The 22,172-nt window shown below is 71.5% G+C and carries 22 protein-coding genes and 1 riboswitch; of the genes, 14 read left to right on the plus strand and 8 right to left on the minus strand.

Annotated elements, in window-relative coordinates; all coding sequences use genetic code 11:
- Positions 1-38: 38 nt before the first annotated feature.
- The gene (locus AC5JCN_RS01875) at positions 39-428 is read left to right on the plus strand and encodes a response regulator transcription factor (protein ID WP_495753303.1); all 390 of its coding nucleotides are present in this window, start codon (positions 39-41) and stop codon (positions 426-428) included.
- On the opposite strand, the gene cobD is transcribed toward AC5JCN_RS01875, so the two are convergent.
- Complete coding sequence (gene cobD / locus AC5JCN_RS01880) at positions 415-1,470, minus strand: threonine-phosphate decarboxylase CobD (protein ID WP_495753304.1); 1,056 nt, start codon at positions 1,468-1,470, stop codon at positions 415-417. The genes AC5JCN_RS01875 and cobD overlap by 14 nt on opposite strands.
- On the opposite strand from cobD, the gene cbiB reads away from it, so the two are divergent.
- A complete protein-coding gene (gene cbiB, locus AC5JCN_RS01885; RefSeq protein ID WP_495753305.1) occupies positions 1,454-2,431 on the plus strand; it encodes an adenosylcobinamide-phosphate synthase CbiB in 978 nt (325 codons plus the stop codon). The genes cobD and cbiB overlap by 17 nt on opposite strands.
- Here the strand turns inward: cbiB and AC5JCN_RS01890 are convergent.
- The 3 genes from AC5JCN_RS01890 to cobU are packed head-to-tail and all read right to left on the minus strand — an operon-like array spanning position 2,421 to position 5,045.
- Positions 2,421-3,881: a cobyric acid synthase gene (locus AC5JCN_RS01890; RefSeq protein WP_495753306.1), complete on the minus strand. Its 1,461-nt coding sequence runs from the start codon at positions 3,879-3,881 to the stop codon at positions 2,421-2,423. The genes cbiB and AC5JCN_RS01890 overlap by 11 nt on opposite strands.
- 13 nt (positions 3,882-3,894) lie before the next feature.
- The gene (gene cobO / locus AC5JCN_RS01895) at positions 3,895-4,503 is read right to left on the minus strand and encodes a cob(I)yrinic acid a,c-diamide adenosyltransferase (protein ID WP_495753729.1); all 609 of its coding nucleotides are present in this window, start codon (positions 4,501-4,503) and stop codon (positions 3,895-3,897) included.
- 5 nt (positions 4,504-4,508) lie between these two features.
- Positions 4,509-5,045 carry a bifunctional adenosylcobinamide kinase/adenosylcobinamide-phosphate guanylyltransferase gene (gene cobU, locus AC5JCN_RS01900; protein ID WP_495753307.1) on the minus strand — a complete coding sequence of 179 codons (537 nt, stop codon included), beginning with the start codon at positions 5,043-5,045 and terminating at the stop codon, positions 4,509-4,511.
- Positions 5,046-5,125: 80 nt separating this feature from the next.
- Positions 5,126-5,320, plus strand: a riboswitch (cobalamin riboswitch).
- Between the two features lie 124 nt (positions 5,321-5,444).
- Between cobU and AC5JCN_RS01905 the strand changes: the two genes are divergently transcribed.
- The 7 genes from AC5JCN_RS01905 to cobJ are packed head-to-tail and all read left to right on the plus strand — an operon-like array spanning position 5,445 to position 13,701.
- Positions 5,445-5,843: a DUF1636 family protein gene (locus tag AC5JCN_RS01905; protein ID WP_495753308.1), complete on the plus strand. Its 399-nt coding sequence runs from the start codon at positions 5,445-5,447 to the stop codon at positions 5,841-5,843.
- Positions 5,840-6,892: a cobalamin biosynthesis protein CobW gene (gene cobW, locus AC5JCN_RS01910; RefSeq protein ID WP_495753309.1), complete on the plus strand. Its 1,053-nt coding sequence runs from the start codon at positions 5,840-5,842 to the stop codon at positions 6,890-6,892. The genes AC5JCN_RS01905 and cobW overlap by 4 nt, the downstream gene beginning before the upstream one ends.
- Positions 6,893-6,901: 9 nt before the next feature.
- Entirely contained in the window at positions 6,902-10,288 is a 3,387-nt protein-coding gene (cobN, locus tag AC5JCN_RS01915; RefSeq protein WP_495753310.1) for a cobaltochelatase subunit CobN, read from the plus strand.
- A complete protein-coding gene (gene cobG, locus AC5JCN_RS01920; protein ID WP_495753311.1) occupies positions 10,285-11,583 on the plus strand; it encodes a precorrin-3B synthase in 1,299 nt (432 codons plus the stop codon). The genes cobN and cobG overlap by 4 nt, the downstream gene beginning before the upstream one ends.
- The gene (locus AC5JCN_RS01925; protein ID WP_495753312.1) at positions 11,580-12,212 is read left to right on the plus strand and encodes a precorrin-8X methylmutase; all 633 of its coding nucleotides are present in this window, start codon (positions 11,580-11,582) and stop codon (positions 12,210-12,212) included. Before cobG ends, AC5JCN_RS01925 begins: the two co-directional genes overlap by 4 nt.
- A complete protein-coding gene (locus tag AC5JCN_RS01930) occupies positions 12,209-12,940 on the plus strand; it encodes a precorrin-2 C(20)-methyltransferase (protein ID WP_495753313.1) in 732 nt (243 codons plus the stop codon). The genes AC5JCN_RS01925 and AC5JCN_RS01930 overlap by 4 nt, the downstream gene beginning before the upstream one ends.
- Entirely contained in the window at positions 12,937-13,701 is a 765-nt protein-coding gene (gene cobJ / locus AC5JCN_RS01935) for a precorrin-3B C(17)-methyltransferase (protein WP_495753314.1), read from the plus strand. The genes AC5JCN_RS01930 and cobJ overlap by 4 nt, the downstream gene beginning before the upstream one ends.
- Here cobJ and AC5JCN_RS01940 read toward each other — a convergent pair.
- Positions 13,683-14,429 carry a cobalt-precorrin-6A reductase gene (locus AC5JCN_RS01940; protein ID WP_495753315.1) on the minus strand — a complete coding sequence of 249 codons (747 nt, stop codon included), beginning with the start codon at positions 14,427-14,429 and terminating at the stop codon, positions 13,683-13,685. The two genes, cobJ and AC5JCN_RS01940, sit on opposite strands and share 19 nt — an antisense overlap.
- Positions 14,430-14,452: 23 nt before the next feature.
- On the opposite strand from AC5JCN_RS01940, the gene cbiE reads away from it, so the two are divergent.
- The 3 genes from cbiE to cobM are packed head-to-tail and all read left to right on the plus strand — an operon-like array spanning position 14,453 to position 16,868.
- Positions 14,453-15,685, plus strand: a complete 1,233-nt coding sequence (gene cbiE, locus AC5JCN_RS01945; RefSeq protein ID WP_495753316.1) for a precorrin-6y C5,15-methyltransferase (decarboxylating) subunit CbiE — start codon at positions 14,453-14,455, stop codon at positions 15,683-15,685.
- Positions 15,682-16,095, plus strand: a complete 414-nt coding sequence (locus tag AC5JCN_RS01950) for a cobalamin biosynthesis protein (protein ID WP_495753317.1) — start codon at positions 15,682-15,684, stop codon at positions 16,093-16,095. The genes cbiE and AC5JCN_RS01950 overlap by 4 nt, the downstream gene beginning before the upstream one ends.
- On the plus strand, positions 16,092-16,868 hold the full coding sequence (gene cobM, locus AC5JCN_RS01955; RefSeq protein WP_495753318.1) for a precorrin-4 C(11)-methyltransferase: 777 nt from the start codon (positions 16,092-16,094) through the stop codon (positions 16,866-16,868). Before AC5JCN_RS01950 ends, cobM begins: the two co-directional genes overlap by 4 nt.
- Positions 16,869-16,876: 8 nt before the next feature.
- On the opposite strand, the gene AC5JCN_RS01960 is transcribed toward cobM, so the two are convergent.
- A complete protein-coding gene (locus tag AC5JCN_RS01960) occupies positions 16,877-17,974 on the minus strand; it encodes a cobalt-precorrin-5B (C(1))-methyltransferase (RefSeq protein WP_495753319.1) in 1,098 nt (365 codons plus the stop codon).
- 71 nt (positions 17,975-18,045) lie between these two features.
- On the opposite strand from AC5JCN_RS01960, the gene cobA reads away from it, so the two are divergent.
- Positions 18,046-18,849 carry a uroporphyrinogen-III C-methyltransferase gene (gene cobA, locus AC5JCN_RS01965; protein WP_495753320.1) on the plus strand — a complete coding sequence of 268 codons (804 nt, stop codon included), beginning with the start codon at positions 18,046-18,048 and terminating at the stop codon, positions 18,847-18,849.
- Positions 18,846-20,162 carry a cobyrinic acid a,c-diamide synthase CobB gene (locus tag AC5JCN_RS01970; protein ID WP_495753321.1) on the plus strand — a complete coding sequence of 439 codons (1,317 nt, stop codon included), beginning with the start codon at positions 18,846-18,848 and terminating at the stop codon, positions 20,160-20,162. Before cobA ends, AC5JCN_RS01970 begins: the two co-directional genes overlap by 4 nt.
- Positions 20,163-20,184: 22 nt before the next feature.
- Here the strand turns inward: AC5JCN_RS01970 and AC5JCN_RS01975 are convergent, their stop codons facing one another.
- Together AC5JCN_RS01975 and AC5JCN_RS01980 are read right to left on the minus strand one after the other, a co-directional pair.
- The gene (locus AC5JCN_RS01975) at positions 20,185-20,805 is read right to left on the minus strand and encodes a redoxin family protein (RefSeq protein ID WP_495753322.1); all 621 of its coding nucleotides are present in this window, start codon (positions 20,803-20,805) and stop codon (positions 20,185-20,187) included.
- Between the two features lie 55 nt (positions 20,806-20,860).
- The gene (locus AC5JCN_RS01980; protein ID WP_495753323.1) at positions 20,861-22,111 is read right to left on the minus strand and encodes a polysaccharide biosynthesis/export family protein; all 1,251 of its coding nucleotides are present in this window, start codon (positions 22,109-22,111) and stop codon (positions 20,861-20,863) included.
- Between the last annotated feature and the right edge of the window lie 61 nt (positions 22,112-22,172).

Here is a 22,172-nt window from a genome sequence, read left to right on the forward strand (position 1 = left end):
TAGGCGCCGGATGCGATGCCAGAGGGACCGGACGCTCCGTGAACACAGTGCGAATCCTGAGCGTCGACGACAACGAGGCGATGCGTTACGTCCGCCGCCGCGGGCTGGAACGTGCCGGTTTCGCAGTCGTCGAGGCAAAATCGGGCGAGGAAGCCCTGAAGGCTGCGGCCGAGCACCGGCCGGACCTCGTCCTGCTGGACGTCCGCCTGGGCGATACGAACGGCGGTGCGATCTGCCGCCAGCTGAAGGCGGATCGCCCCGGGCTCCCGGTGGTCCTGATCTCGGCGGCCGCCGTCCTGTCCGGCGATCGCGAGGGCGCCAGCCGGTTCGGCGCCGACGCCTATGTGACAGAGCCCGTGCGGGACGAGGATCTCGTGCGCCTGCTCTCGTCCCTGCTCGACAAGACCTCGCAGGCTAGCGCCGGCTGAACCGTTCCTCCAGCACGCGCCATTGGGCGGGGGCGGGGAGGCCGAAACGCAGCCGGTCCGGGTGCGCGGAGAACGCACGGACCAGGATCCCCGAAGCCCCCAGCCGGCGGAACCGCTCCTGCGCGTCGGAAGCCGTGGCCAGCCGGAACAGCGGCGTACCTCCGGCAGGCACCATTCCCCACTCCGCGAGCATGCCGTCCAGCCGCGCCGCGTCGGCGTGAAGCCGCTCGACCGTTGAGGCCAGCCACGCCCGGTCCGCCAGTGCGACACGCCCGGCGGCGACCGCCGGCCCGGAGACCGCCCAGGGCCCGAGCGCGTCCCGGACGGTCTTCGCCAGCGAAAGCGGGCCGATCAGGAAGCCGAGCCGGACACCGGCCAGCCCGTAGGTCTTGCCGAAGGAGCGGAGCACGACGGCGCCGCACTCCGCAGCCCGGGACGCGACGCTGGCTGCGGCGGGAAGCACGTCGGCGAAGGCCTCGTCCACGACCAGCAGCCGGTTCCGCGCCGCCATCTCCCGGGCAAGCCGGGCGAGATCGTCGGCAGGGACGAGCCGGCCGTCGGGATTGTTGGGGTTCACCACCACCGCCACGTCGGCCGCGGCGAGATCGTCGAGCTTCTCCACCGTGACGACGCGTGCGCCCCCGATCTCGGCCCATGTGCGCGCATGCTCCGCGTAGGTGAAGCCCAGGAGGGCGGCGTTTCCGGCCGGGACGATCCGCGGCAGCACCTGCAGCAGCGCCTGCGTGCCGGGAGCCGCCACGACGGACCCAGGATCGGCGCCCCAGGCCGCCGCGGCCGTCTCCTCCAGCGCGCGGACCTCGGCGGGCTCCGGCAGCCGTGTCCAGGCCTCCGCGGGCAGGTCCGGGAGAGGGTAGGGGACGGGATTGATGCCGGTCGAGAGATCGATCCACGGCTCGGGAGCCAGCGGCCAAAGGCTGCGGGCGACGGCGAGGTTGCCTCCATGGTAGAGGAGCGCGCCGGTCCCGCCGGGGGCCGAATCCCTGTCCGGAGTGCCGGCCGTCCCGATGGTCTTTCCCGCCACGCTTGCCCTCGCACTCGCCGCGCTCATTATCGAGGCGGCCGCCGGTTATCCCGACCGCGTGTACCGCGCCATAGGCCATCCCGTCACCTGGATGGGCGCTCTCATCGCCTTTCTCGACCGCCGGCTCAACCGGGACGAGGCGCCCACGCCGAGCCGCAGGGGCGCGGGCGTGAAGGCGCTGTGCCTGCTTCTGACCGCCACCCTCATCGCGTCGCTGGTCGTGCAGGCCGTCCTTTTCTCGGTTCCGTACATTGGCTGGCTGCTCGTGGCCGTCGTGGCGTCGTCGCTGTTGGCCCAACGCAGCCTTTTCAGCCATGTCCGTGCCGTGGCGGACGCGCTGGATGCGGATGGCCTGGAGGGCGGGCGGCGGACCGTGTCGATGATCGTGGGGCGCAACCCCCAGATGCTGGACGAGGCCGGCGTGTCGCGGGCGGCCGTCGAGAGCCTTGCCGAGAACTACTCGGACGGCGTCGTCGCCCCGCTGTTCTGGATGGCCATCGGAGGCCTGCCCGGGGCAGCGCTCTACAAGGCCGTGAACACCGCCGACAGCATGATCGGGCACAAGACACGCCGGCACATCGACTTCGGCCGGGCCTCCGCGAAGCTGGACGACTGGGTGAACCTGCCGGCGTCGCGGCTCTCGGCAGTCTCTCTGACAGCCGCCGCGCTGGTCACGCCGGGGTGCCGGGTCCGGGAGGCCTGGAGGTCCGTTCGCCGCGATGCGCGCCATCACCGCTCGCCAAACGCCGGCTGGCCGGAGGCCGCCATGGCCGGCGCGCTCGGCCTCGCCCTGGCCGGTCCGCGCCACTATGGGACGGAACTCGTGCGGGACGCCTACATGGGCAAGGGTCGCAGGGATGCAACCGCCGCCGACATCAGGCGCGCACTTCGCCTCTACCGTAACGCCTGCATTATCCAGGGCGTCGTGCTGCTGCTCTTCGTGCTCGCCGTCACCGGCTGAGGGCGAGCAACCTGTCGAGGTCGACGTGCCGGGCGAGATGGGCCGCGAGCGCGTCCAGCGTCTCGTCCACCTGTGCCTCGTAGTCCAGTCCCGAGGATGGGGCTCCCGCCCAGCCGAGCCACGCGTCGCGGTAGGCCCGTTCGGCGAAGAGCCCATGGACATAGGCGCCCTTGACGGTGCCGCCGGGCGACGTGGCGCCGTCCGGCCGGCCGTCGGCGAAGCGCAGGACGGGGGCAGCGCAGTCGTGGCCCCCGGTGCGGCCGACATGCATCTCGTAGCCGCGGAAGGCGGCACCCTCGTCGGCGCTGGTTCCGGCAACGGTCGTCAGCGTCTTGTCGCCGGTGAGAACGGTCGACACGTCCAGCAGTCCGAGACCGTCCACCTCGCCGGGCGGGCCCTCGATGCCGTCGGGATCGGCGATGCGCCGGCCCAGCATCTGGTAGCCGCCGCACACGCCGAAGACCTTTCCGCCACGCCGGACATGAGCGGCGATGTCGATGTCCCACCCCTCCGCCCGCAGCGAGGCGAGGTCGGCGATAGTGGCCTTGGACCCAGGCAGCAGGACCACGGCGGCCTCCGGCGGGATCGGCGATCCCGGCCGGACGAGCACGAGGCTCAGGCCCGGCTCCGCCTCGAGCGGATCGAGGTCGTCGAAGTTCGAGATGCGCGGCAACACGGGGACGGCCACCGTCACCGGGCCGCCCGATGAGCCGTTGCGCGTCGCCAGGACGACGCCGTCCTCGGCGGGTAGCCGCCGGGCCTCGTGGAAGAACGGCACCAGGCCCAGCGCCTCCCATCCCGTCTTCTCGGCGATGAAGGCCATGCCGTCGGCGAAGAGGGTGGGGTCGCCGCGGAACTTGTTGACGAGGAAGCCTGCGACCATGGCCGCGTCCTCGGGGTCGATCACCACCCGCGTCCCGACGATCTGGGCGATCACGCCGCCCCGGTCGATGTCGCCGACGAGGACGACCGGCACGCCGGCCGCGCGGGCGAAACCCATGTTGGCGATGTCGTTGCGGCGCAGGTTCACCTCGGCAGGGCTGCCGGCGCCTTCGACAAGCACCAGGTCGGCCGACGCCCTAAGCCGCGAGAAACTCTCCTGCACCGCCTGCATCAGGCGCGGCTTCCAGGACTGGTACTCCCGCGCCTTCGCATTGCCGACGACCCGGCCCTGCACCACGACCTGCGAGCCGATCTCGCTTTGCGGCTTCAGCAAAACGGGGTTCATGTCGGTGACCGGCGGAACGCCGCAGGCACGCGCCTGAAGCGCCTGCGCCCGGCCGATCTCGCCACCGTCCGCGGTCACCGCAGCGTTGTTCGACATGTTCTGCGGCTTGAACGGGCGGACGCGGAGGCCCCTCAGCGCAAAGGCGCGACACAGGCCCGCCACCAGCAGCGACTTGCCGACGTCCGATCCCGTGCCCTGCAGCATCAGGGCGCGGCCGCTCATGGCGCGTACCCCATCAGAACTCGATCCCGGCCTGGGCCTTCACCCCGGCGGAGAAATGGTGCTTCACGAGCGTCATCTCGGTCACGAGGTCGGCCGCCTCGATCAGCGCCGGCTTGGCGTTGCGGCCGGTCACGATCACCGTCAGGTCCGGCCGGCGTGATCGGAGGGCCGCCACGACATCGTCCAGCGGCAGGTACTCGTAGCGCAGCGCGATGTTGAGTTCGTCGAGCACAAGCAGGCGGACGGCGGGATCCGCCATCAATTCGAGGGCCTTGGCCCAGGCTGCTTCGGCGGCGGCGATGTCGCGCTTCTTGTCCTGCGTCTCCCAGGTGAAGCCCTCGCCCATCGTGTGCCAGCGGACGAGATCTGGAAAACGCTCCAGCGCCCGGCGCTCGCCCGTCTCCCAGGCACCCTTGATGAACTGCACCACGCCGACGGGCCAGCCATGGCCAAGCGCGCGCATCACCAGCCCGAAGGCGGCGGTGGACTTGCCCTTGCCCGGCCCGGTGTGGACGATCAGCAGGCCCTTGCTCTCGATGGTCTTGGACGCGACCTCGGCATCCTGAACGGCCTTGCGCTTCGCCATCTTCTCGCGGTGGCGGCGGTCTTCTTCCGTCTCGATCTCGCTCAATGGGGTGCTCCGGGAGCCTTCACTGTCAGGGGCAGGCCGGCGACCATCAGAAGCACGCTGTCCGCCCGCGCCGCAAGGCGCTGGTGCAGGCGGCCGGCCTCGTCGCGGAAGCGGCGGGCGAGGGCATTGTCCGGCACGATGCCCAAGCCGACCTCGTTGGAAACGAGGACGACTGGCGCGACCGCGCGGGCCAGCGCCGCCTCCAGCGCGTCGGACTCGGCCACGACGTCGCGGCCCGCCAGCATGACGTTGGTGAGCCATAGCGTCAGGCAGTCCACAAGCACCGGGGACGCACCGGCCGCGATCCTGTCCAGCGTTTCGGCGAGGTTTAGCGGCGCGTCGTGGGTCGACCAGCGGCCGTCGCGGCGCTGCCGGTGAAGGGCGATGCGCTCCTCCATCTCGGTGTCGAAGGCCTGCGCCGTGGCGACGTAGTGCCACGGCGGCGGCAGGGCTGCGATCAGCGCCTCAGCGTAGCGGCTCTTGCCGGAGCGGGCGCCTCCGAGCACCAGGGTGAGGCGGGGCAGGGCGGTCATGCCGCCCTGCTAGCACCGCTCCACCGCCGGCGCGAGTCCGTCCCCCGGTCGTTGCATTGACAGGGGATGACGCGCGCCTCTAACACTGGTCCGACGATGGTCCCTCTCCGGAGGGAGAATAGGGAATGCGGTCGGGCCTCCGGGCCCAAGCCGCAGCTGCCCCCGCAACTGTGAGCGGGTAGCCTGCACCGGAACGCCACTGCCGCTTGCGGCGGGAAGGCGGTGCAAGGCGCCGATCCGCGAGCCAGGAGACCTGCCATCGCCAACCTGCATGTCCCGGGCGGGGTGCTCCCGGGACGGCCGGGGCCGCTCGCGGCCCTCCGGCGCCGGGGCTTCAGGGCTCGCGGCTGCGTGCACCCGGTTCGACGCGCCCGAGGGCGCGGGAAAGGCTCCGGGTCGATGGGTTCGCCCACCGTCATTCACGTCTGCACCACCTGCCGCGGCGCGGACGATCCCTCCGAGGACCGGGACGACCGGGCCGGGGCACGGCTGCATCGGGCCGTGCTCGGACGCGCGGCCGAGCGGGGCGACGACGTTCTCGTGGTCGGTGTCGAATGCCTCAGCGTCTGCAAGCGGCCGTGCACGGTCGGCTTCGCCTCGCCGGGCAAGTGGACCTATGTCTACGGCGACTTCCCGCCCGAAACATCGGCCGACCTCATCCTCGACAGTGCGGCTCTCTACGCCGCCGCACCCGACGGTTTGATTCCCTGGCGGCAGCGTCCCGAGGCGATCAAGAAGGGCGTCGTTGCGCGTATGCCACCCCTTACGCAACCTCCGATTGGCGAGGCCGCTGAATGACTTCCCGCGACATGCTCAAGCTCACGCAAAAGATTCCCGTGACCATCGTCACGGGATTTCTCGGCGCGGGAAAGACGACGCTGATCCGCCACGTGCTGGAGAACGCCAATGGCCGGCGGCTCGCCCTCGTCATCAACGAGTTCGGCGACGTCGGCGTCGACGGTGAGATCCTGCGGTCCTGCGGCGTTGAAAGCTGCCCGGAGGAGAACATCGTCGAGCTCGCCAATGGCTGCCTGTGCTGCACGGTGGCGGACGACTTCGTACCCGCCATCGAAGGGCTGCTGAACCATCCCAACCGGCCCGAGCACATCATCGTCGAGACCTCGGGCCTCGCTTTGCCCAAGCCGCTGGTCAAGGCCTTCGACTGGCCCGAGATCCGCACGCGGCTCACCGTCGACGGCGTCATCGCCGTGGTGGACGGCGCCGCGGTGGCGGCAGGACGCTTCGCCGACGATCCGGAGAAGCTGGCGGCACAACGCGCGGCGGACGACAGCATCGATCACGACAACCCGCTGGAGGAGGTCTACGAGGACCAGCTCCTCTGCGCCGACCTGATCATCCTGAACAAGGCCGACCTGCTCGACGCCGGCGAAATCGGCCGGGTGAGCGCCGAGATCTCGCGCACGGTGCCGCGGGCGGTGAAGGTGGTCGAGACGCGCGAGGGCCGCATCGACACGCAGATCCTGCTCGGCATCGGTGCGGCGGCAGAGGACGATCTCGCGGCGCGGCCGTCCCACCACGACGCGGAGGAGGGGCACGACCACGACGATTTCGACAGCTTCGTCGTGTCCATTCCCGCCGTGGCCGACCCGGCCGCGCTGGTGGAGCGGCTCGCCCGCGTGGCGGAGCAGTTCGACGTGCTGCGCATGAAGGGCTTCCTCGAAGTGGAGGGCAAGCCGATGCGTCTGCTCGTGCAGGGCGTCGGCGGCAGGTTCCGGCACCAGTTCGACCGGCCCTGGACGGCCGGCGAACCACGGGCCGGCCGCCTCGTCGTCATCGGCGAGAAGGGGCTGGACCGTGCCGCCATCGAGGCGGCCCTGGCGAGCTGAGACCCGGTGATGCACATCCTGCGCACGGAGACGATCAGCCTCGACGACACGGTCGAGGCTGTCGATCTTGCGCAGTCGCCCGCCGACATCGTGTTCCTGTCGTTCACCGACAGTGACCTCGCGTTGATGGCTGCCGCCTGGGAGCGCGGTGGCGAGGATGCGCCCTCGCTGCGCCTCGCAAACCTCGCCCTCATGCGGCACCCCTACTCGGTGGACCTCCACGTCGAGAAGGTCTGCGCCCGTGCGCGCTTCGTTCTCGTCCGGCTTCTCGGCGGCATGGACTATTGGCGCTACGGCGTGGAGCAGCTGTCGGATGCGGCGCGGCGACATGGCTTCCAGTTCGCCGTCTTACCTGGCGACTACATGGAGGACCCGCGCCTCGATGCGGCGTCGACCCTGCCGGTCGAGGATTTGCGCCGGCTCTGGGGCTGGTTCCAGTCCGGGGGGCTGGCGAATGCCGCGTCCTGCCTCGGCTGGATTGCCTCGGCGATCGGCAACGAGAGGCCGTGGGCCGAGCCGGAGGCGCTGCCCGCAGCCGGGCTTTTCGCCGAGGCGTGCCGGCCGGAGCCGGACCGCGCGTCTTCAGACGCGCAGTTCAATAGCGCGTCTTCAGACGCCCAGCCCCCCCGGGCCCTCGTCGTCCTCTACCGCGCCCATGTCGCTGCGGCCGACACGGCGCCGATCGCCGCGCTGGCCGATGCGCTGGCCGCGCGAGGATTGGCGGTGGACGCCGTCTTCGTCACCAGCCTCAAGGATCCCGCCGCGGCGACGGTTCTGGAGGAGCACATCGCCGCGAGCCGTCCGGACGTGATCCTCAACGCCACGGCCTTCTCCGGCCGGCTTGACGCGGGCGGCTGCGTGCTCGACCGGGCGGACCGGCCCGTTCTCCAGGTGATCCTGGCCGGCAGCGCGCGGCAGGCCTGGGAGGCGGGATCGCGCGGACTTTCTGCCGCGGACCTCGCCATGAACGTCGTCCTGCCCGAGGCAGACGGACGCATCGTGACGACGGCCATCTCGTTCAAGGAATCGGCCGCGCGCAGCGAGGCGCTCGAGTTCTCGCGCCTCGTGCACACGCCGGACGCGGAGCGCGTGGCCCATGTCGCCGATCTCGCCGCCGCATGGGCGCGGTTGGGGCGAACGAAGCCTGACGACAGGCGCCTCGCGCTGGTCATGTCCGACTATCCCGGCAGAGGCGGCCGGGAAGGCTATGCGGTGGGGCTCGACACGCCGGCCAGCATCGGTCGCATCGCGGCGGCGCTGCGCGAGGCCGGCTACACCGTTGGCCACCTGCCCGAGGGGGACGCCCTGATGGAAACGCTGGCCGGCGAGGCCGTCGAAACCTGGCCGGTCGCGGCCTATGCCGAAGCCTTTGCGCGCCTCCCGTCCTCAGTCCGCTCCGCCATCGTCGAGGCGTGGGGCGGGCCGGATGCCGATCCCGCAGCGCAGGACGGTGACTTCCACTTCAAGGCCGTCCGCGCCGGCCGGCTCACCGTGGCGCTGCAGCCCGACCGCGGGGCCGCGCTGGACCGCAAGGCGGATCACCACGATCCCGTCCGGCCGCCCCGGCACGCCTATGTGGCGTTCTACCTCTGGCTGCGCGAGGTGGCCGGTCTGGACGCCATGATCCATTGCGGCACGCATGGCACGCTGGAGTGGCTGCCGGGCAAGGCTGTCGCGCTCTCGGGAGCCTGCGTCCCGGAAGCCGTGCTCGGGCCGGTGCCCGTCGTCTACCCGTTCATCGTCAACAATCCCGGCGAGGCGGCTCAGGCCAAGCGCCGCATTGCGGCGGTGACGGTGGGCCACCTCACGCCGCCTCTCGTGTCCGCCGGCAGTCATGGCGCGGCGATGGAGATCGAGGGCCTGCTCGACGAGTATGCCGAGGCGCAGGGCCTCGACGCCCGCCGGGCGCGGCGCCTGTCGTCCCTGATCCTCGAACGCGCGCGGGAGACGGGCCTCGCCGGGGAGGCCGGGCTCGGCCCCGAGGTGGACGAGGCCGAGGCGCTGCAGCGGCTCGATGCGTGGCTCTGCGACCTCAAGGACATGCGCATCGGCGAAGGGCTGCACGTCTTCGGGGTTGAGCCCACGGATGCCGCCGTTGCGGCCTTTGCCGTGGCCGGCGAGGGGGATCCCGGCTGGACGTCCCGCGTCAAGGCGTGCGGCCTGGAGGAAACGAGCGGGCTCTTGGCCGCACTCGATGGCCGCTTCGTGCCTCCTGGCCCGGCCGGCGCGCCGCAGCGTGGCCGCATCGACGTGCTGCCGACGGGGCGCAATCTCGTTGCCGTCGATCCCCGCTCCGTGCCGACGCGGACGGCGTGGGAGATCGGTCGCCGGACGGCCGAGGAGGTCGTGCTGCGCTATCTGCAGGACCATGGCGACTGGCCGCGCAGCGTGGTGCTCGACCTCTGGGGCAGCGCAACGACACGGACCGGGGGCGACGACCTCGCCCAAGCCTTCGCGCTGATCGGTGCGCGGCCGGCCTGGGACCACGCGTCGTCGCGCGTTTCCGGCTTCGAGATCGTGCCGCCTGCTTCGCTCGGCCGGCCCCGCGTGGACGTGACGCTGCGCATCTCCGGCCTGTTCCGCGACATGTTCCCCGCGCAGATCGCGCTCTTCGACGAGGCCGTGGCCCGGGTCGCCACGCTGGACGAGGACGAGACGGACAATCCGATCGCAGCAGCGGCGCGCGGCGGACAGCATGGCGCCCGCATCTTCGGCGCCGCGCCGGGTGCCTATGGCGCGGGGCTCTCCGACCTGATCAGCGCCGACGCGTTCGAGGATCGCGAGGCGCTGGGCGAGGCCTACCTCGCGGCGACGTCGCACGCCTACGGCAAGGCGGGCGAAGGCGAAGCGGGCAAGGCCTTCCGGGACCGAGTCGGGGCGGCTGATGCCTTCCTCCACGTGCAGGACCTGCCGGGGCAGGACGTTCTCGACTCCGACGCGTTCGCCGAGCACGAGGGCGGCTTCTCCGCGGCTGCGGCGGCGCTGGGCTCCAGCCCGGCCATCTACCACGTCGACGCAACCTCGCCCGGAAAGACGGTCGTCCGCACGCTGGCGCAGGAGGTGGCGCGCACGGTGCGCAGCCGGGCCGCCAATCCGAAATGGATCGCCGGCCAGATGCGCCACGGCCATCGCGGCGCCGCCGAGATCGCCGGGACGCTGGACAACCTCTACGCCTTCGCCGCGACCACCGAGACGGTCGCGAGCCGGCATTTCGACCTCGTCTGGGACGCGACGCTCGGCGACGAGGCCGTGCGCGCGTTCCTGATGGCCTCCAACCCCCGCGCTGCCCGCGCCATGGCGGCACGCTTCGAGGCCGCTCTGGCGCGCGGCTACTGGACGTCGCGCCGCAACTCCAGCGTGGAAGTGCTGCGCGAGACACTGGAGGCTGCCGAATGAGCGCCCGTGACGGCTTGCGCAAGGGCTGGTGCCCCGGTGCCCTGCGCCCCATGCGGACCGGTGACGGACTGCTGGTGCGGCTGCGCCTGAGCGGCGGCATCGTCCCTCCGGCGCTGGCCCGCGCCCTCGCGGAGTGCGCACGCGAGTTCGGGAACGGGCTGGTCGACCACTCGGCCCGTGCCAACCTGCAATTGCGTGGCGTGACCGAAGACAGTCTCCCCGCCCTGACGGAAAGGCTGAACAGCCTGGGCGTCCTCGACGACGATGCGGAGGCCGAGGCCGTGCGCAACGTCATCGCCGGTCCGCTGGCGGGCCTCGATCCGGCGGCCGTGCTCGACATCCGCCCCGTCGTGGCGGCGCTGGAGGCTCGGCTGAAAGCCGACCGCGCGCTGCATGCCCTGCCCGGCAAGTTCGGTTTCCTCGTTGATGACGGCGGAACGGCGCGGCTCGACGGCGTTAATGCAGACATCCGCTTCGAGGCGTTCCGCCGGGACGACGGCACTGCCGCTTTCGCGGTCAAGGCTGCGGGCGAAAGTGAGCCCCATCCCGTGGCCGTCTGCCGCCCGGCCGATGTTCCCGACGTCGCGGCCTCGCTGGGAAAGACATTCCTCGCGCTCGCGGGCGAGGTGCGCCCCCAGGCCCGTCGGATGGCACGGCTGGCCGACGCGCTGGGGCCCGTGGCGCTCGCAGCCTCGGCCGGCCTCGTGCGCAGGGCCGCGCCGGCTCGCCCCGACGTCCCGGCCCCGGCTCGCAGGCCCGGCGCATGGCGCACCGGTGACCTCGCCGTGCTCGGCGTCGCCGCGCCCTTCGGCACCTGGACCGCCGACGCGCTCGCTGTTCTCGCCGACTGCGCGGAACGCCATGGAAACGGCGAACTGCGCCTGACGCCGTGGCGGCTCGTCCTGCTGCCGGGCGTCGCCGATCCCGTCGCGCTTTCCGGCGTGGCCGATCTCATCATCGACCCGGAGGATCCCCGGCTGTCCGTCGCCGCCTGTGCAGGCATGCCGGGCTGCGCTTCGGCCACCGTCCGCACTCGCCCCGACGCGGCGGACCTGGCCGGCCTGGCTCGGTCCCTGTCGGCCAGCGGCGTAGGCCTTCACGTGTCGGGCTGCAGGAAGGGCTGCGCCCATCCCGGCGTCGCTCCTGCGACACTGGTCGGCCGGGACGGCCTCTACGATGTCGTTCTGGGCGGCTCCGCCGACGGCGTTCCCGCGGCGCAAGGCTTGACGGCCGGGGCAGCGGCGCAGTTCATCGCGCGCGCCGCCGGGGGCGGCCAGGGAGGACGGCCCGCGTGAGCGAGCGCTACGACTACATCCGCGACGGAGCCGAGATCTACCGGCGCTCCTTCGCCATCATCCGCTCGGAAGCGGACCTCGGCCGCTTCTCGCCGGAGGAGGAGGTCGTCGCCGTGCGTATCATCCATGCCTGCGGGATGGTCGAGGCTGCCGCTGATATCGCCTTTATCCAGGGCGCGGCGGAGGCCGGGCGTGCGGCGCTGAAGGCTGGCGCCCCGATCCTCTGCGATGCCCGGATGGTGGCGAACGGCGTCACCCGCACCCGGCTTCCGGCCGGAAACGACGTGATCTGCACGCTGGACGATCCGCGCGTGCCTGATCTCGCAAAGGTCATGGACAATACCCGCACGGCCGCCGCGATGGAGCTCTGGGGGGAGCGTCTGGCTGGTGCGGTGGTGGCAGTGGGCAATGCGCCGACGGCGCTGTTCAGGCTGCTCGAGATGCTCGATGCGGGGGCGCCGAAGCCCGCCTGCGTCATCGGCATGCCCGTCGGCTTCGTCGGCGCGGCGGAATCGAAGGAGGCATTGCTGGCCGACGGCCGCGTGCCCGCCATCGTCGTGCGCGGCCGCAAGGGCGGCAGCGCCATGGCGGCGGCAGCGGTCAACGCGCTCGCGGGAGCGCCGGAATGAGCGGGCCCGGCACGCTCTACGGCGTCGGGCTCGGGCCGGGCGATCCCGACCTCCTGACGGTCAAGGCGGTGCGGCTCGTCCAGTCCTCCCCCGTCATTGCCTACTTCGCCAAGAAGGGGCGGCGCGGGAATGCGCGCACCATCGTCGATCCCTGGATCAGGCCCGAGAGCACCGAGCTGCCGCTGTTCTACCCGGTGACGACGGAGATCCATTTCGCTCACGCCGACTATGTCAGCGAGGTCGGCGGCTTCTACGACCAGTCGGCCGAGCTCGTGGCCTCCCACCTCACGGACGGCCGGGACGTGGCGCTGCTGTGCGAGGGGGACCCGCTCTTCTACGGCTCGTTCATGCACATCTTCGTCCGGCTGCGGGACCGGCACCGCGTCGAGATCTGCCCCGGCGTCACCGGCATGTCGGGGTGCTGGACAGCGGCTAAGACCCCGATCACCTGGGGTGACGACGTGCTCACCGTCCTGCCCGGCACGCTCGACCGCGACGACCTCGCCGCCCGCCTTGCCGGGACCGACGCCGCCGTGGTGATGAAGCTCGGGCAGAACTTCTCCAAGGTGCGGGCCGCCGTCACGCAGGCTGGCCTCCTCGACCGGGCCATCTATGTCGAGCGCGGCACCATGCCGGGCGAGAAGGTCGTTCCCCTGGCCGAGAAGACGGACGACCTCGCGCCCTACTTCTCGATCATCGTCGTCCCGGGGCAGGGGAGGCGGCCGTGAGCGGCTGGCTCGCCGTGGCCGGGCTCGGCCCGGGCGCGCCGGACTGGGTGACCCCCGAGGTCGAGGCCACGCTGGCCGAGGCGACCGACATCGTCGGCTACTTCCCCTATGTCGACCGCGTGCCGCACCGGGACGGGCTCTCCCGCCACGCCAGCGACAATCGCGTCGAGGTGGACCGGGCCCGCCACGCGCTGGAGCTGGCGGCGGGCGGAGCGCGCGTCGTCGTGGTGTCGGGCGGCGACCCCGGCATCTTCGCCATGGCCGCCGCCGTGTTGGAAGCCGTCGAGGCAGGCGATCCCGCGTGGCGGGAGCTCGACATCCGCGTCCTGCCCGGCCTGTCCGCCATGCAGGCGGCTGCCGCGCGGCTGGGTGCGCCGCTGGGGCACGATTTCTGCGCGATATCGCTGTCGGACAATCTCAAGCCCTGGTCCGTCGTCGAGCGGCGGCTCGCGGCTGCCGCTGAAGGCGACTTCGTGATGGCCTTCTACAATCCCGCTTCGAAAGCCCGGCCCGGGCAGATCCACGAGGCGTTCGCGCTGCTGCGGCGGCTGAAGGCGGGCTCGACGCCCGTGGCCTTCGCCCGCGCGGTCGGGCGGTCCGACGAGGCGGTCGCCATCACCACCTTGGCCGAAGCGGACCCCGGCCTCGCCGACATGAGCACGCTGGTGCTGGTGGGCTCCAGCGACACGAGGCTGATCGAAAGGCCCGGCGGCAAGCGGGCCTGGATGCTGACGCCGCGCAGCTACGGGGCCGGTCGATGAGCGGCGAGCCAGTCGAGCACTTCCGCGACGTCGTGCAATTCCAGAACGCTCGGGCGCCGGGGCCGCGCGATCATGACCACGGGCAGGCCGAGCCTGCGCGCGGCCACCAGCTTGCCCTCGGTGGCCGAGCCGCCGCTGTTCTTGGTGACGACGACCTCGACACCATGCTCGCGCATCAGCCGCTCCTCGTCTTCGGCGTCGAACGGTCCGCGATCCAGCACGAGGTGGTGCCGGGGTGGCAGGTCGGCGGGGTCCGGCGGGTCGATGCTGCGGATGACGTAGAGATGCTGGGGGGCGCTGGCGAAGGCGGGAAGGGACAGGCGGCCGACCGTCAGGAACACCGTTCGCGGGGCTCCGCCGAGAGCTTCCGCCGCCGCGGCCGCGTCGGAGACCTCCGTCCAGACGTCGCCTTCGCCCGCCGTCCAGGCCGGGCGGACCAGCGCGGCGAGCAGCACGCCGGCGTCCCCGGCTGCCTCGGCGGCATTGAAGGACATGCGCTCGGCGAAGGGATGCGTGGCATCGACGACGGCGTGATAGCCGCCCTCGTGGAGGAAATGAGCAAGCGCGTTTGCGCCGCCGAAACCGCCGACCCGGGTAGGAAGCGGCTGCGGTGCGGGATTGGCGGTGCGGCCGGCAAGGGACAGCCGCGCATCGAACTCCGGCCGCGCGGCGAGGGCACGGGCCAGCTCGCTCGCTTCCGTCGTTCCGCCCAGCACCAGCACGCGCATCGATCTGTCCCGGGAGCAGTCTCGTGAGTGCCGCGCCCGCACCGCAGGCGCCGCGGCGCTGGCTTGCCATCGTCGGCATCGGCGAAGACGGGCTCGATGGCCTTTCTCCTGCCGCAGCGCGGCTCGTGGCGCAAGCGGGGTTGGTGGTGGGCGGCGAGCGCCACCTCGCCATGGTGCCGCCCGGACCGGCGGAGCGGATGGCGTGGCCCTCGCCGCTGACGGACGCCATCCCGTCCATCCTGGAGCGGCGGGGCACCGACGTCTGCGTCCTCGCCTCGGGAGACCCCTTCTTCTACGGCGTCGGCGCGACGTTGGCCGCCCATGTCCCGGCCGACGAGATCCTGTGCCTTCCCGCTGCTTCGTCGTTCAGCCTCGCGGCCGCCCGGCTGGGCTGGCCGCTGCAGGACTGCGCGCTTCTGTCGCTGCATGGACGGAGCTTCGAGCGGCTCAAGCCGCATCTGCAGCCCGGTGCCCGCATCCTGGCCCTGTCATGGGACGCGACGACCCCTCAGCGCATCGCGGCCGAGCTCGCCGGAAACGGCATGGGACGCTCGCGCATGGTGGTGCTCGAGGCGCTGGGCGGGAGCCGCGAGCGCGTCACGGACACGACTGCCGAGGCGTTTGCCGGGGAAGACGTCGCCGACCTCAACCTCGTCGGGATCGAAGTCGCTGCCGACCGCTCCGCCCGCGTGATCCCGCTCGCTGCAGGCCTGCCGGACGAATGGTTCGAGAATGACGGCCAGATCACCAAGCGCGAGATCCGCGCCGTGACGCTGGCCGCGCTGGCGCCCCGCAGGGGTGACCTGCTGTGGGACGTCGGCGCGGGCTCGGGCTCGGTCGGCATCGAATGGATGCTGAGCGACCCCGCCATGCGCGCCATTGCCGTCGAGGCAAGGCCGGATCGCGCGGCGAGGGTGGCGCGCAACGCCGCGGCACTCGGGGTGCCGGGCCTGCGCGTGGTGGAGGGCAGGGCGCCGGCAATCCTGGCCGGCCTGCCCCGGCCCGACGCCGTCTTCGTCGGAGGTGGCGGAACCGTTCCCGGGCTGCTGGACGCGGTCTGGGAGGTCCTGCCGTCCGGCGGGCGGCTCGTCGTGAACGCGGTGACGCTGGAGACCCAGTCGGAGGTGATGGCGCGACACTCGGCCCTTGGCGGAGAACTGGTTCAGATGCAGGTGTCGCGGGCCGAAGCAGTCGGCGGGTTTCGCGGCTGGCGCGCGGCCATGCCAGTCGTGCAATGGGCGGCGGTGAAGCCGTGAGCGGAACGCCTGGGCCTCTGCGCGGCCTGCTGGCGCTCGGCGTCGGATGCCGGGCTGGCTGCCCGGCCGAGGCCATCGAGGCGCTGGTGCGCCGCGTCATGGCGCAGGCGGGCCCGGCGCCCATGATGGCGCTGTTCACGACCATCGAGAAGCAGGGCGAACCCGGCATCGCCGCCGCCGCTGTCGCCCTGGGCCTGCCTCTCGTCTATCTGCCGCGCGCCGTGATGGCCGCCGCGTCTCCCGGCGCGCAGACGCGCTCGGAGAGGGTGGTCGAGCTCTTCGGGGTTCCCTCCGTCGCCGAGACCGCCGCTCTGGCGGGGGCGGGACAGGGAGCGGCGCTGGTGGTGAAACGCGTGGCGGAGGGCGGTGCAACCTGTGCGGCGGCGCGCGGCACGGAGGCGGAGGCATGACGGTCCATTTCATCGGCGCAGGCCCCGGCGCCGCGGACCTGATCACGGTGCGCGGGCGCGACCTCCTAGCCCGCTGCCCCGTCTGCCTCTATGCCGGCTCGCTGGTTCCTGCCGAACTCCTCGCCTATTGCCCCCCGGAGGCGCGCATCGTCGACACGGCGCCCCTGTCGCTGGAAGAGATCGGTGCCGAGTTCTCGCAGGCGCACGCCGCAGGGCAGGACGTCGCCAGGCTCCACTCCGGCGACCTTTCGGTGTGGAGCGCCGTCGGCGAGCAGCTTCGCCTGCTCGACAGTCTCGGCATTTCCTGGACGCTCACCCCCGGCGTACCTGCCTTTGCTGCCGCCGCGGCGGCTCTGGGGCGCGAGCTGACCCTTCCGGAGGTCGCCCAGTCCGTCGTCCTCACGCGTACGCCGGGACGGGCCTCGTCGATGCCGGAAGGCGAGACGCTCGCCGCCTTCGGGCGCACCGGCGCGACGCTCTGCGTCCATCTCTCCGTCCATGCCCTCGACACCGTCGTGGCGGACCTCCTGCCCCACTATGGCGCTGACTGCCCCATGGCGGTCGTCTATCGGGCGAGCTGGCCGGACCAGCGCATCGTGCGGGGGACCCTCGCCGACATCGTGGCCCGCGTCGGGGAAGCGCCGATCGAGCGCACGGCGCTCATCGTGATCGGCCGTGTCCTCGGCGCGGAGGATTTTCGCGCCAGCGCGCTTTATGACGCCGGCTATCGCCGCCGCTTCCGCACGCCGGGATGGCGGGGAGGGAGTGCGTGAGCTACCCGTCAGCCGGTCGCGCGGGGTTCCGTGCGGGCCAGGATCGTTCCCTCCCGGTCGACCACGACGATGTCCAAGGCGGCACCATGCCCGTCGAGCGCGCGGGCCGCGGTCGCCCAGGCCTCTCCGGCAACCCGCGCCGCCAGCGCGCCGGCGAGGTCACCGGAGCGCGACAGGATCTCGTTGGCGCTCTGTGTCCCCTCTGCCCAGGCGGGATTGCCGCCGATCTCGCGAAGGCGCTCGCCGATCCAGCCCGTATCGACGCTGCCGCGGCGGGAGTGCAGGTCGAGCAGGCCCTGCCCGAGCTTGCACATCTTGGCGAAGCCGCCGCCGACCGTGACCCGCTGGACGGGATTGCGGCGCAAGTATTTCAGCATGCCGCCGGCGAAATCACCCATGTCGATGAGCGCGGGCTCGGGAAGACCGTAGAGGGCCTGCACGGCTTTCTCGGAGACATCTCCCGTGGCGCCTGCAACGTGCCGCAGGCCCATGGCGCGGGCCACGTCGATGCCGCGGTGAATGGTGTGGATCCAGGCCGCGCAGGAATAGGGCACGACGATCCCGGTCGTGCCGAGGATGGAGAGGCCGCCCACGACGCCCAGCCGGGCGTTGAGCGTCTGGCTCGCAAGCTCCTCTCCTCCGGGAATGGAAATCTCCACCTCGACGTCGCCACCCCGGCCGAACAGGGCTGCGACCTCCTCGACCGCCGCGCGGATCATGGCGCGCGGAACGGGGTTGATCGCCGGCTCGCCCGGCGGAATCGGCAGGCCGGGGCGCGTGACCATGCCGACGCCGGCCCCGGCGCGGAACAGGACGCTGCTGCCGGCGGAAGCAGGCCGGACCGTCGCGATGACGAGCGCTCCATGCGTGACGTCCGGATCGTCGCCGGCGTCCTTGACGATGCCGGCGCGGGCATAGCCTTCGCCGCTCTCGGTAAGCGCCAGGGCGAAGGCCGGGCGCCCGCCGCCCGGCAGCGCCACTTCGACAGGGTCCGGGAAGGCGCCCGTGACCAGCGCCTCGCAGGCCGCGCGGGTGGCGGCGGCGGCACAGGTGCCGGTCGTCCAGCCGCGGCGCAAGACGGATCGGGGCGCTTCTTCGCTCGACATGAGCCCTCCTACCGTGTCACGGCATGGCGGGGAAGCGCGGGTGAAGCGAAGGGTTGCGGCGGAGCGTCGGCATGATCGGTCTGGACGAGGCGGCGTCGTTCCTGCCTGTCTTCGAGCCGGGCTCGGTTTGGCTCGTCGGTGCGGGGCCCGGGGACCCCGGCCTGCTGACCCTGCACGCCGTGCACGCCCTGCGGACGGCCGACATCGTCGTCTACGACGCGCTCGTCAACGACGCGATCCTGCAGTTCGCCGGATCCGACGTGGCGCTGGAATTCGCGGGCAAGCGCGGCGGTAAACCCTCTCCGACACAGCGCGCCATCACCGACAGGCTGATCGCGCTGGCGCGCATGGGCAAGCGGGTTCTGCGCCTCAAGGGCGGCGATCCCTTCGTCTTCGGCAGGGGCGGGGAGGAGGCCCTGGCCCTCGTGGCCGAGGGGGTTCCGTACCGTGTGATCCCGGGCGTCACCTCCGGCCTCGGCGGGCTCGCCTATGCCGGCATTCCCGCGACGACGCGTGACACGAACCACGCCGTCATCCTCGCCACGGGTCATTGCGCGCCCGATGCCGAGGGCGGCGTCGACTGGGCGGCGCTGGCGCGCACGGGTGCACCGATCGTGCTCTACATGGCGATGAGCAATCTGGGTGAGATCGCGCTCGCTCTTCAGGATGGCGGCCTCTCGCCACATACGCCCGTGGCGGTGGTCACGGAGGCGACGACGCCGCGCCAGCGCGTGCTGGTGACCACGCTCGGCGGGGCCAAGGACGAGGCGGAGCGCCGCGGCTTCGGGGCTCCCGCCATCGTCGCGATCGGCGCCATCGTGGCGCTGCGGGAGGTGCTCGCCCCCTTTGCGATCGGCCTGGAGACCGTGCGTTGACCCGTGGCCTCGTCGTCGCCGCCCCGCGCTCGTCGAGCGGCAAGACGACCGTGACGCTCGGGCTGCTGCGCGCGCTGTCGCGCACCGGGGTCCGGGTCGCGGGGGCCAAATGCGGGCCGGACTACATCGACCCCGCCTTCCATGCCGCGGCAACCGGCAGGCCCAGCCTCAATCTCGACGCCTGGGCGATGCCGCCGGAGATGCTGCAGTACTGTGCCGCAGCCACGTCGCGCGACGTCGACCTCGTGCTATGCGAGGGGCTGATGGGCCTCTTCGACGGGGTGCCCGCCGCTTCCGGCCGCTCCGGCTCGTCCGCCGACGTGGCGGCCGCCACCGGCTGGCCGGTGCTGCTGGTCCTCGACGTCAGCGGACAGTCGCAGTCCGCCGCGGCGATCGCCGCGGGGTGCGCCGCCTACGATCCGCGCATCCGCATCGCAGGAGTCATCCTCAACCGCGTCGGCAGCCCGCGCCATCGCCGCCTCGCAGGCGAGGCGATCGAGGCGCTCGGCATCCCGGTTCTCGGCGCCATTCCGCGCAGCGAGTCCGTGAAGCTGCCGGAGCGGCATCTCGGCCTCGTGCAGGCCGGCGAGACCAGCGATCTCCCGGGCATTCTCGACGCCATGGCAGACCTCGTCTCCGCCCATGTCGACCTGACCGCCGTGCAGCATGCGGCAGGCGGTGCAACGACGATGCCGGGCGGATCACCCGCCGCGGGCCTGCCGGCACCGGGGCGGCGTATCGCGCTCGCCCAGGACCAGGCGTTCTCCTTCACCTATGGCCATCTCCTGGCGCTCTGGCGGGCGCAAGGGGCCGAGATCGTGCCGTTCTCACCCCTGAACGACGAGCCGCCACCGCCCGATTGTGATGCGTGCTGGCTTCCAGGAGGCTACCCCGAACTCCATGCCGCCGCCCTGTCGCGGGCCGGCCGCTTCCTCTCCGGCCTGCGCCGGTTCGCGGCGCGCCATCCGGTGCACGGCGAGTGCGGCGGGTACATGGTGCTCGGCCGCTCGCTGACGGATGCCCAAGGCGAGGAGCACGTAATGGCGGGCCTGCTCGATCTCAGGACCAGCTTCGCCCATCGCAAGATGAACCTCGGATACCGCCGGGCGGAACTCGTCGCCGACGGCCCACTCGGCCCGGCCGGCACCCTGCTCGCCGGTCACGAGTTCCATTATTCGACAGTGGTGGACAGGGGCGCCGACGAGCCCTTCGCCATGGCCACGGATGCCTATGGCTCGGCTCCGGCCGCGACGGGCAGCCGGCGCGGCAACGTCACTGGCTGCTTCTTCCACGCCATCGCACGGATTGGCTGACGAGCGCTCGGAGCGGCCCGGACTAGCCGGCCTGCGGTACGGTTGCCGCCCTGGCGCGCTCCATGGCGGGGCGCAGCTGCTTGCGGATCGACGTGGCGTCGAGGCCGCCCTCAATGCGGTGCACGATACGGCCGGCTCCGTCGATCACGAACGTCACCGGGATTCCCACCACGCGCAAATGGCTGGACAGCGTACCAGTGGTGTCGATGCCGACGGCCGAGAAGGGATTGCCGGCCTGTTGGAGATATTTCCCCGCATTGTCCGCCGTGTCGCGATGAGCGAACCCGACGAGCCTGCCGTCGAGTTCCCTGGCGAGTTCCATCAGTTCGGGATGCTCGCCCCGGCAACTCGGGCACCATGACGCCCAGACATTCAGGACGGTGACCTTCCCCTCGAAGTCCTTGCGCGACAGTCCCGGCGCCGGCGAACCGTCCGCGAGCAGGACGCCGGGGAGGGCAGGCAGTGCAAAGTCGATGGTCTCGAGAGACGGCGCCGTCACGAACCGGACCGGCTTGAACTCGCGATACAGCTTGTATGACCCGGCAAGCCCGCCCGCGGCCAGCGCGAGGCCGACCGCGAGGGTGAGGAGCCGGGAGCGGCCACGCGGGCGGTGTCCCTGCGTCTCTGTGTTGCCGACCGTCATGCGCCTCTCGTCAACGGCAATCCCTGTCCGGAAGCGGGAGCGATCCCGGTTGCCCTTACTTGTCCACGGCCATGCCGAGCAGCTTGGACGCCTTCAGCTGCACCTGGACCACATCGCCGGGCTCGATCGCGGTGTCGAGATCGCCGCGGATGGTCACCTGCTTGCCGTTCTCGGCGCGGAACACGGTGACTTCCGGGCCATCGCCGCCCGCCATGAGGATGGCCGAGCTGCCGGTCCCGAGAATGGCGAACTTCTCGGCCGAGGCTTCGACCCGGTTTTTGATCCGCTCGATGTTGGCCAGGGTTTCGGAGAGCTGCGTGGTGAGGTCGCTGCGGCGCTGTTCGACGAACCGGTCGACGGCGCGCTGCGCGTTCTCGAGTTCGCGACGGGCCAGAGCGGCGCGGGCCTGGTTGTCCTGCAGGCGCGTCCGGGCGAGGTTGAGCGACCGCTGCTCGTCGAGCACGCGGTTCGAGGTGATGAGGCCCTTTTCGCTCAGCGTCTTGAACTTGTCGGTATCCTCCAGCTGCTGCTTGATGTTGTCGCTCTCGCCTGCGATCGAGGCGTCGAGAGCACTCACCTGCGCCTTGCTGAAATCCACCACGCGCTGCAGCGAGGCCTGCTCGCGCGCTGCGTTGTCCATGCGCTCCTTTAGCGACCTGCGCTCGATCGAGGCGAGGTCCTCGAAGGTCTTCTGGCTGATCGGGATATCGGCGAACTTGCCAAAATCGGCGTCCGTCTTGCCCGCCAGTTCTGCCTGGAGCCGGACCTGTTTCAGCTGCTCGCGGGCAAGGTCGGTGGACAGCGTCTGGTAGTCGGAGCGCAGCTCGGCAGCCTGGATGAACGGGTTCTGGCCGAAATGGAACCGCACGAGATCATAGCCACCGGCCAGCACCACAGCCTGCCGGACCGTGAGGCCGGGCTGGTAGGCGTAGGAGCCCGGGCGTGACAGGTCGCCCGTCGCGTAGAAGGGACGATGGTCGGTGATGTCGATGGAGACGTCGGGGACCTTAACGATGTTCTTCTCGGCCAGGAGCTTCTGGATCAGTTGCTTGGCATCGTCGATCGACAGACCCGCGACCGGCACGGACCCGATCAGCGGCATGATGATCTGCCCGTCGGCGTTGACCGCAGTGCGCCGCTCCAGGTCGGGTGCGCCGTAGACCGTGACGACGAGCTTGTCGCCAGGGCCGAGGAGATAGGCCGCGCTCGCCGACGAGCACGCCAGCCCAAGCGCCATGAACGAGGCGCCCAGCCAGGCCGCGAAGCGCCGCATCGGCGTTGTGCTCACTGCAAAATGCATGTCCATTCCCTTGTCGTCCCGGCGCGCGGCTGCATCCCGGGCTCACGATGACCTGAGGCGTGCGGGC

The organism is Alsobacter sp. (assembly GCF_059501845.1).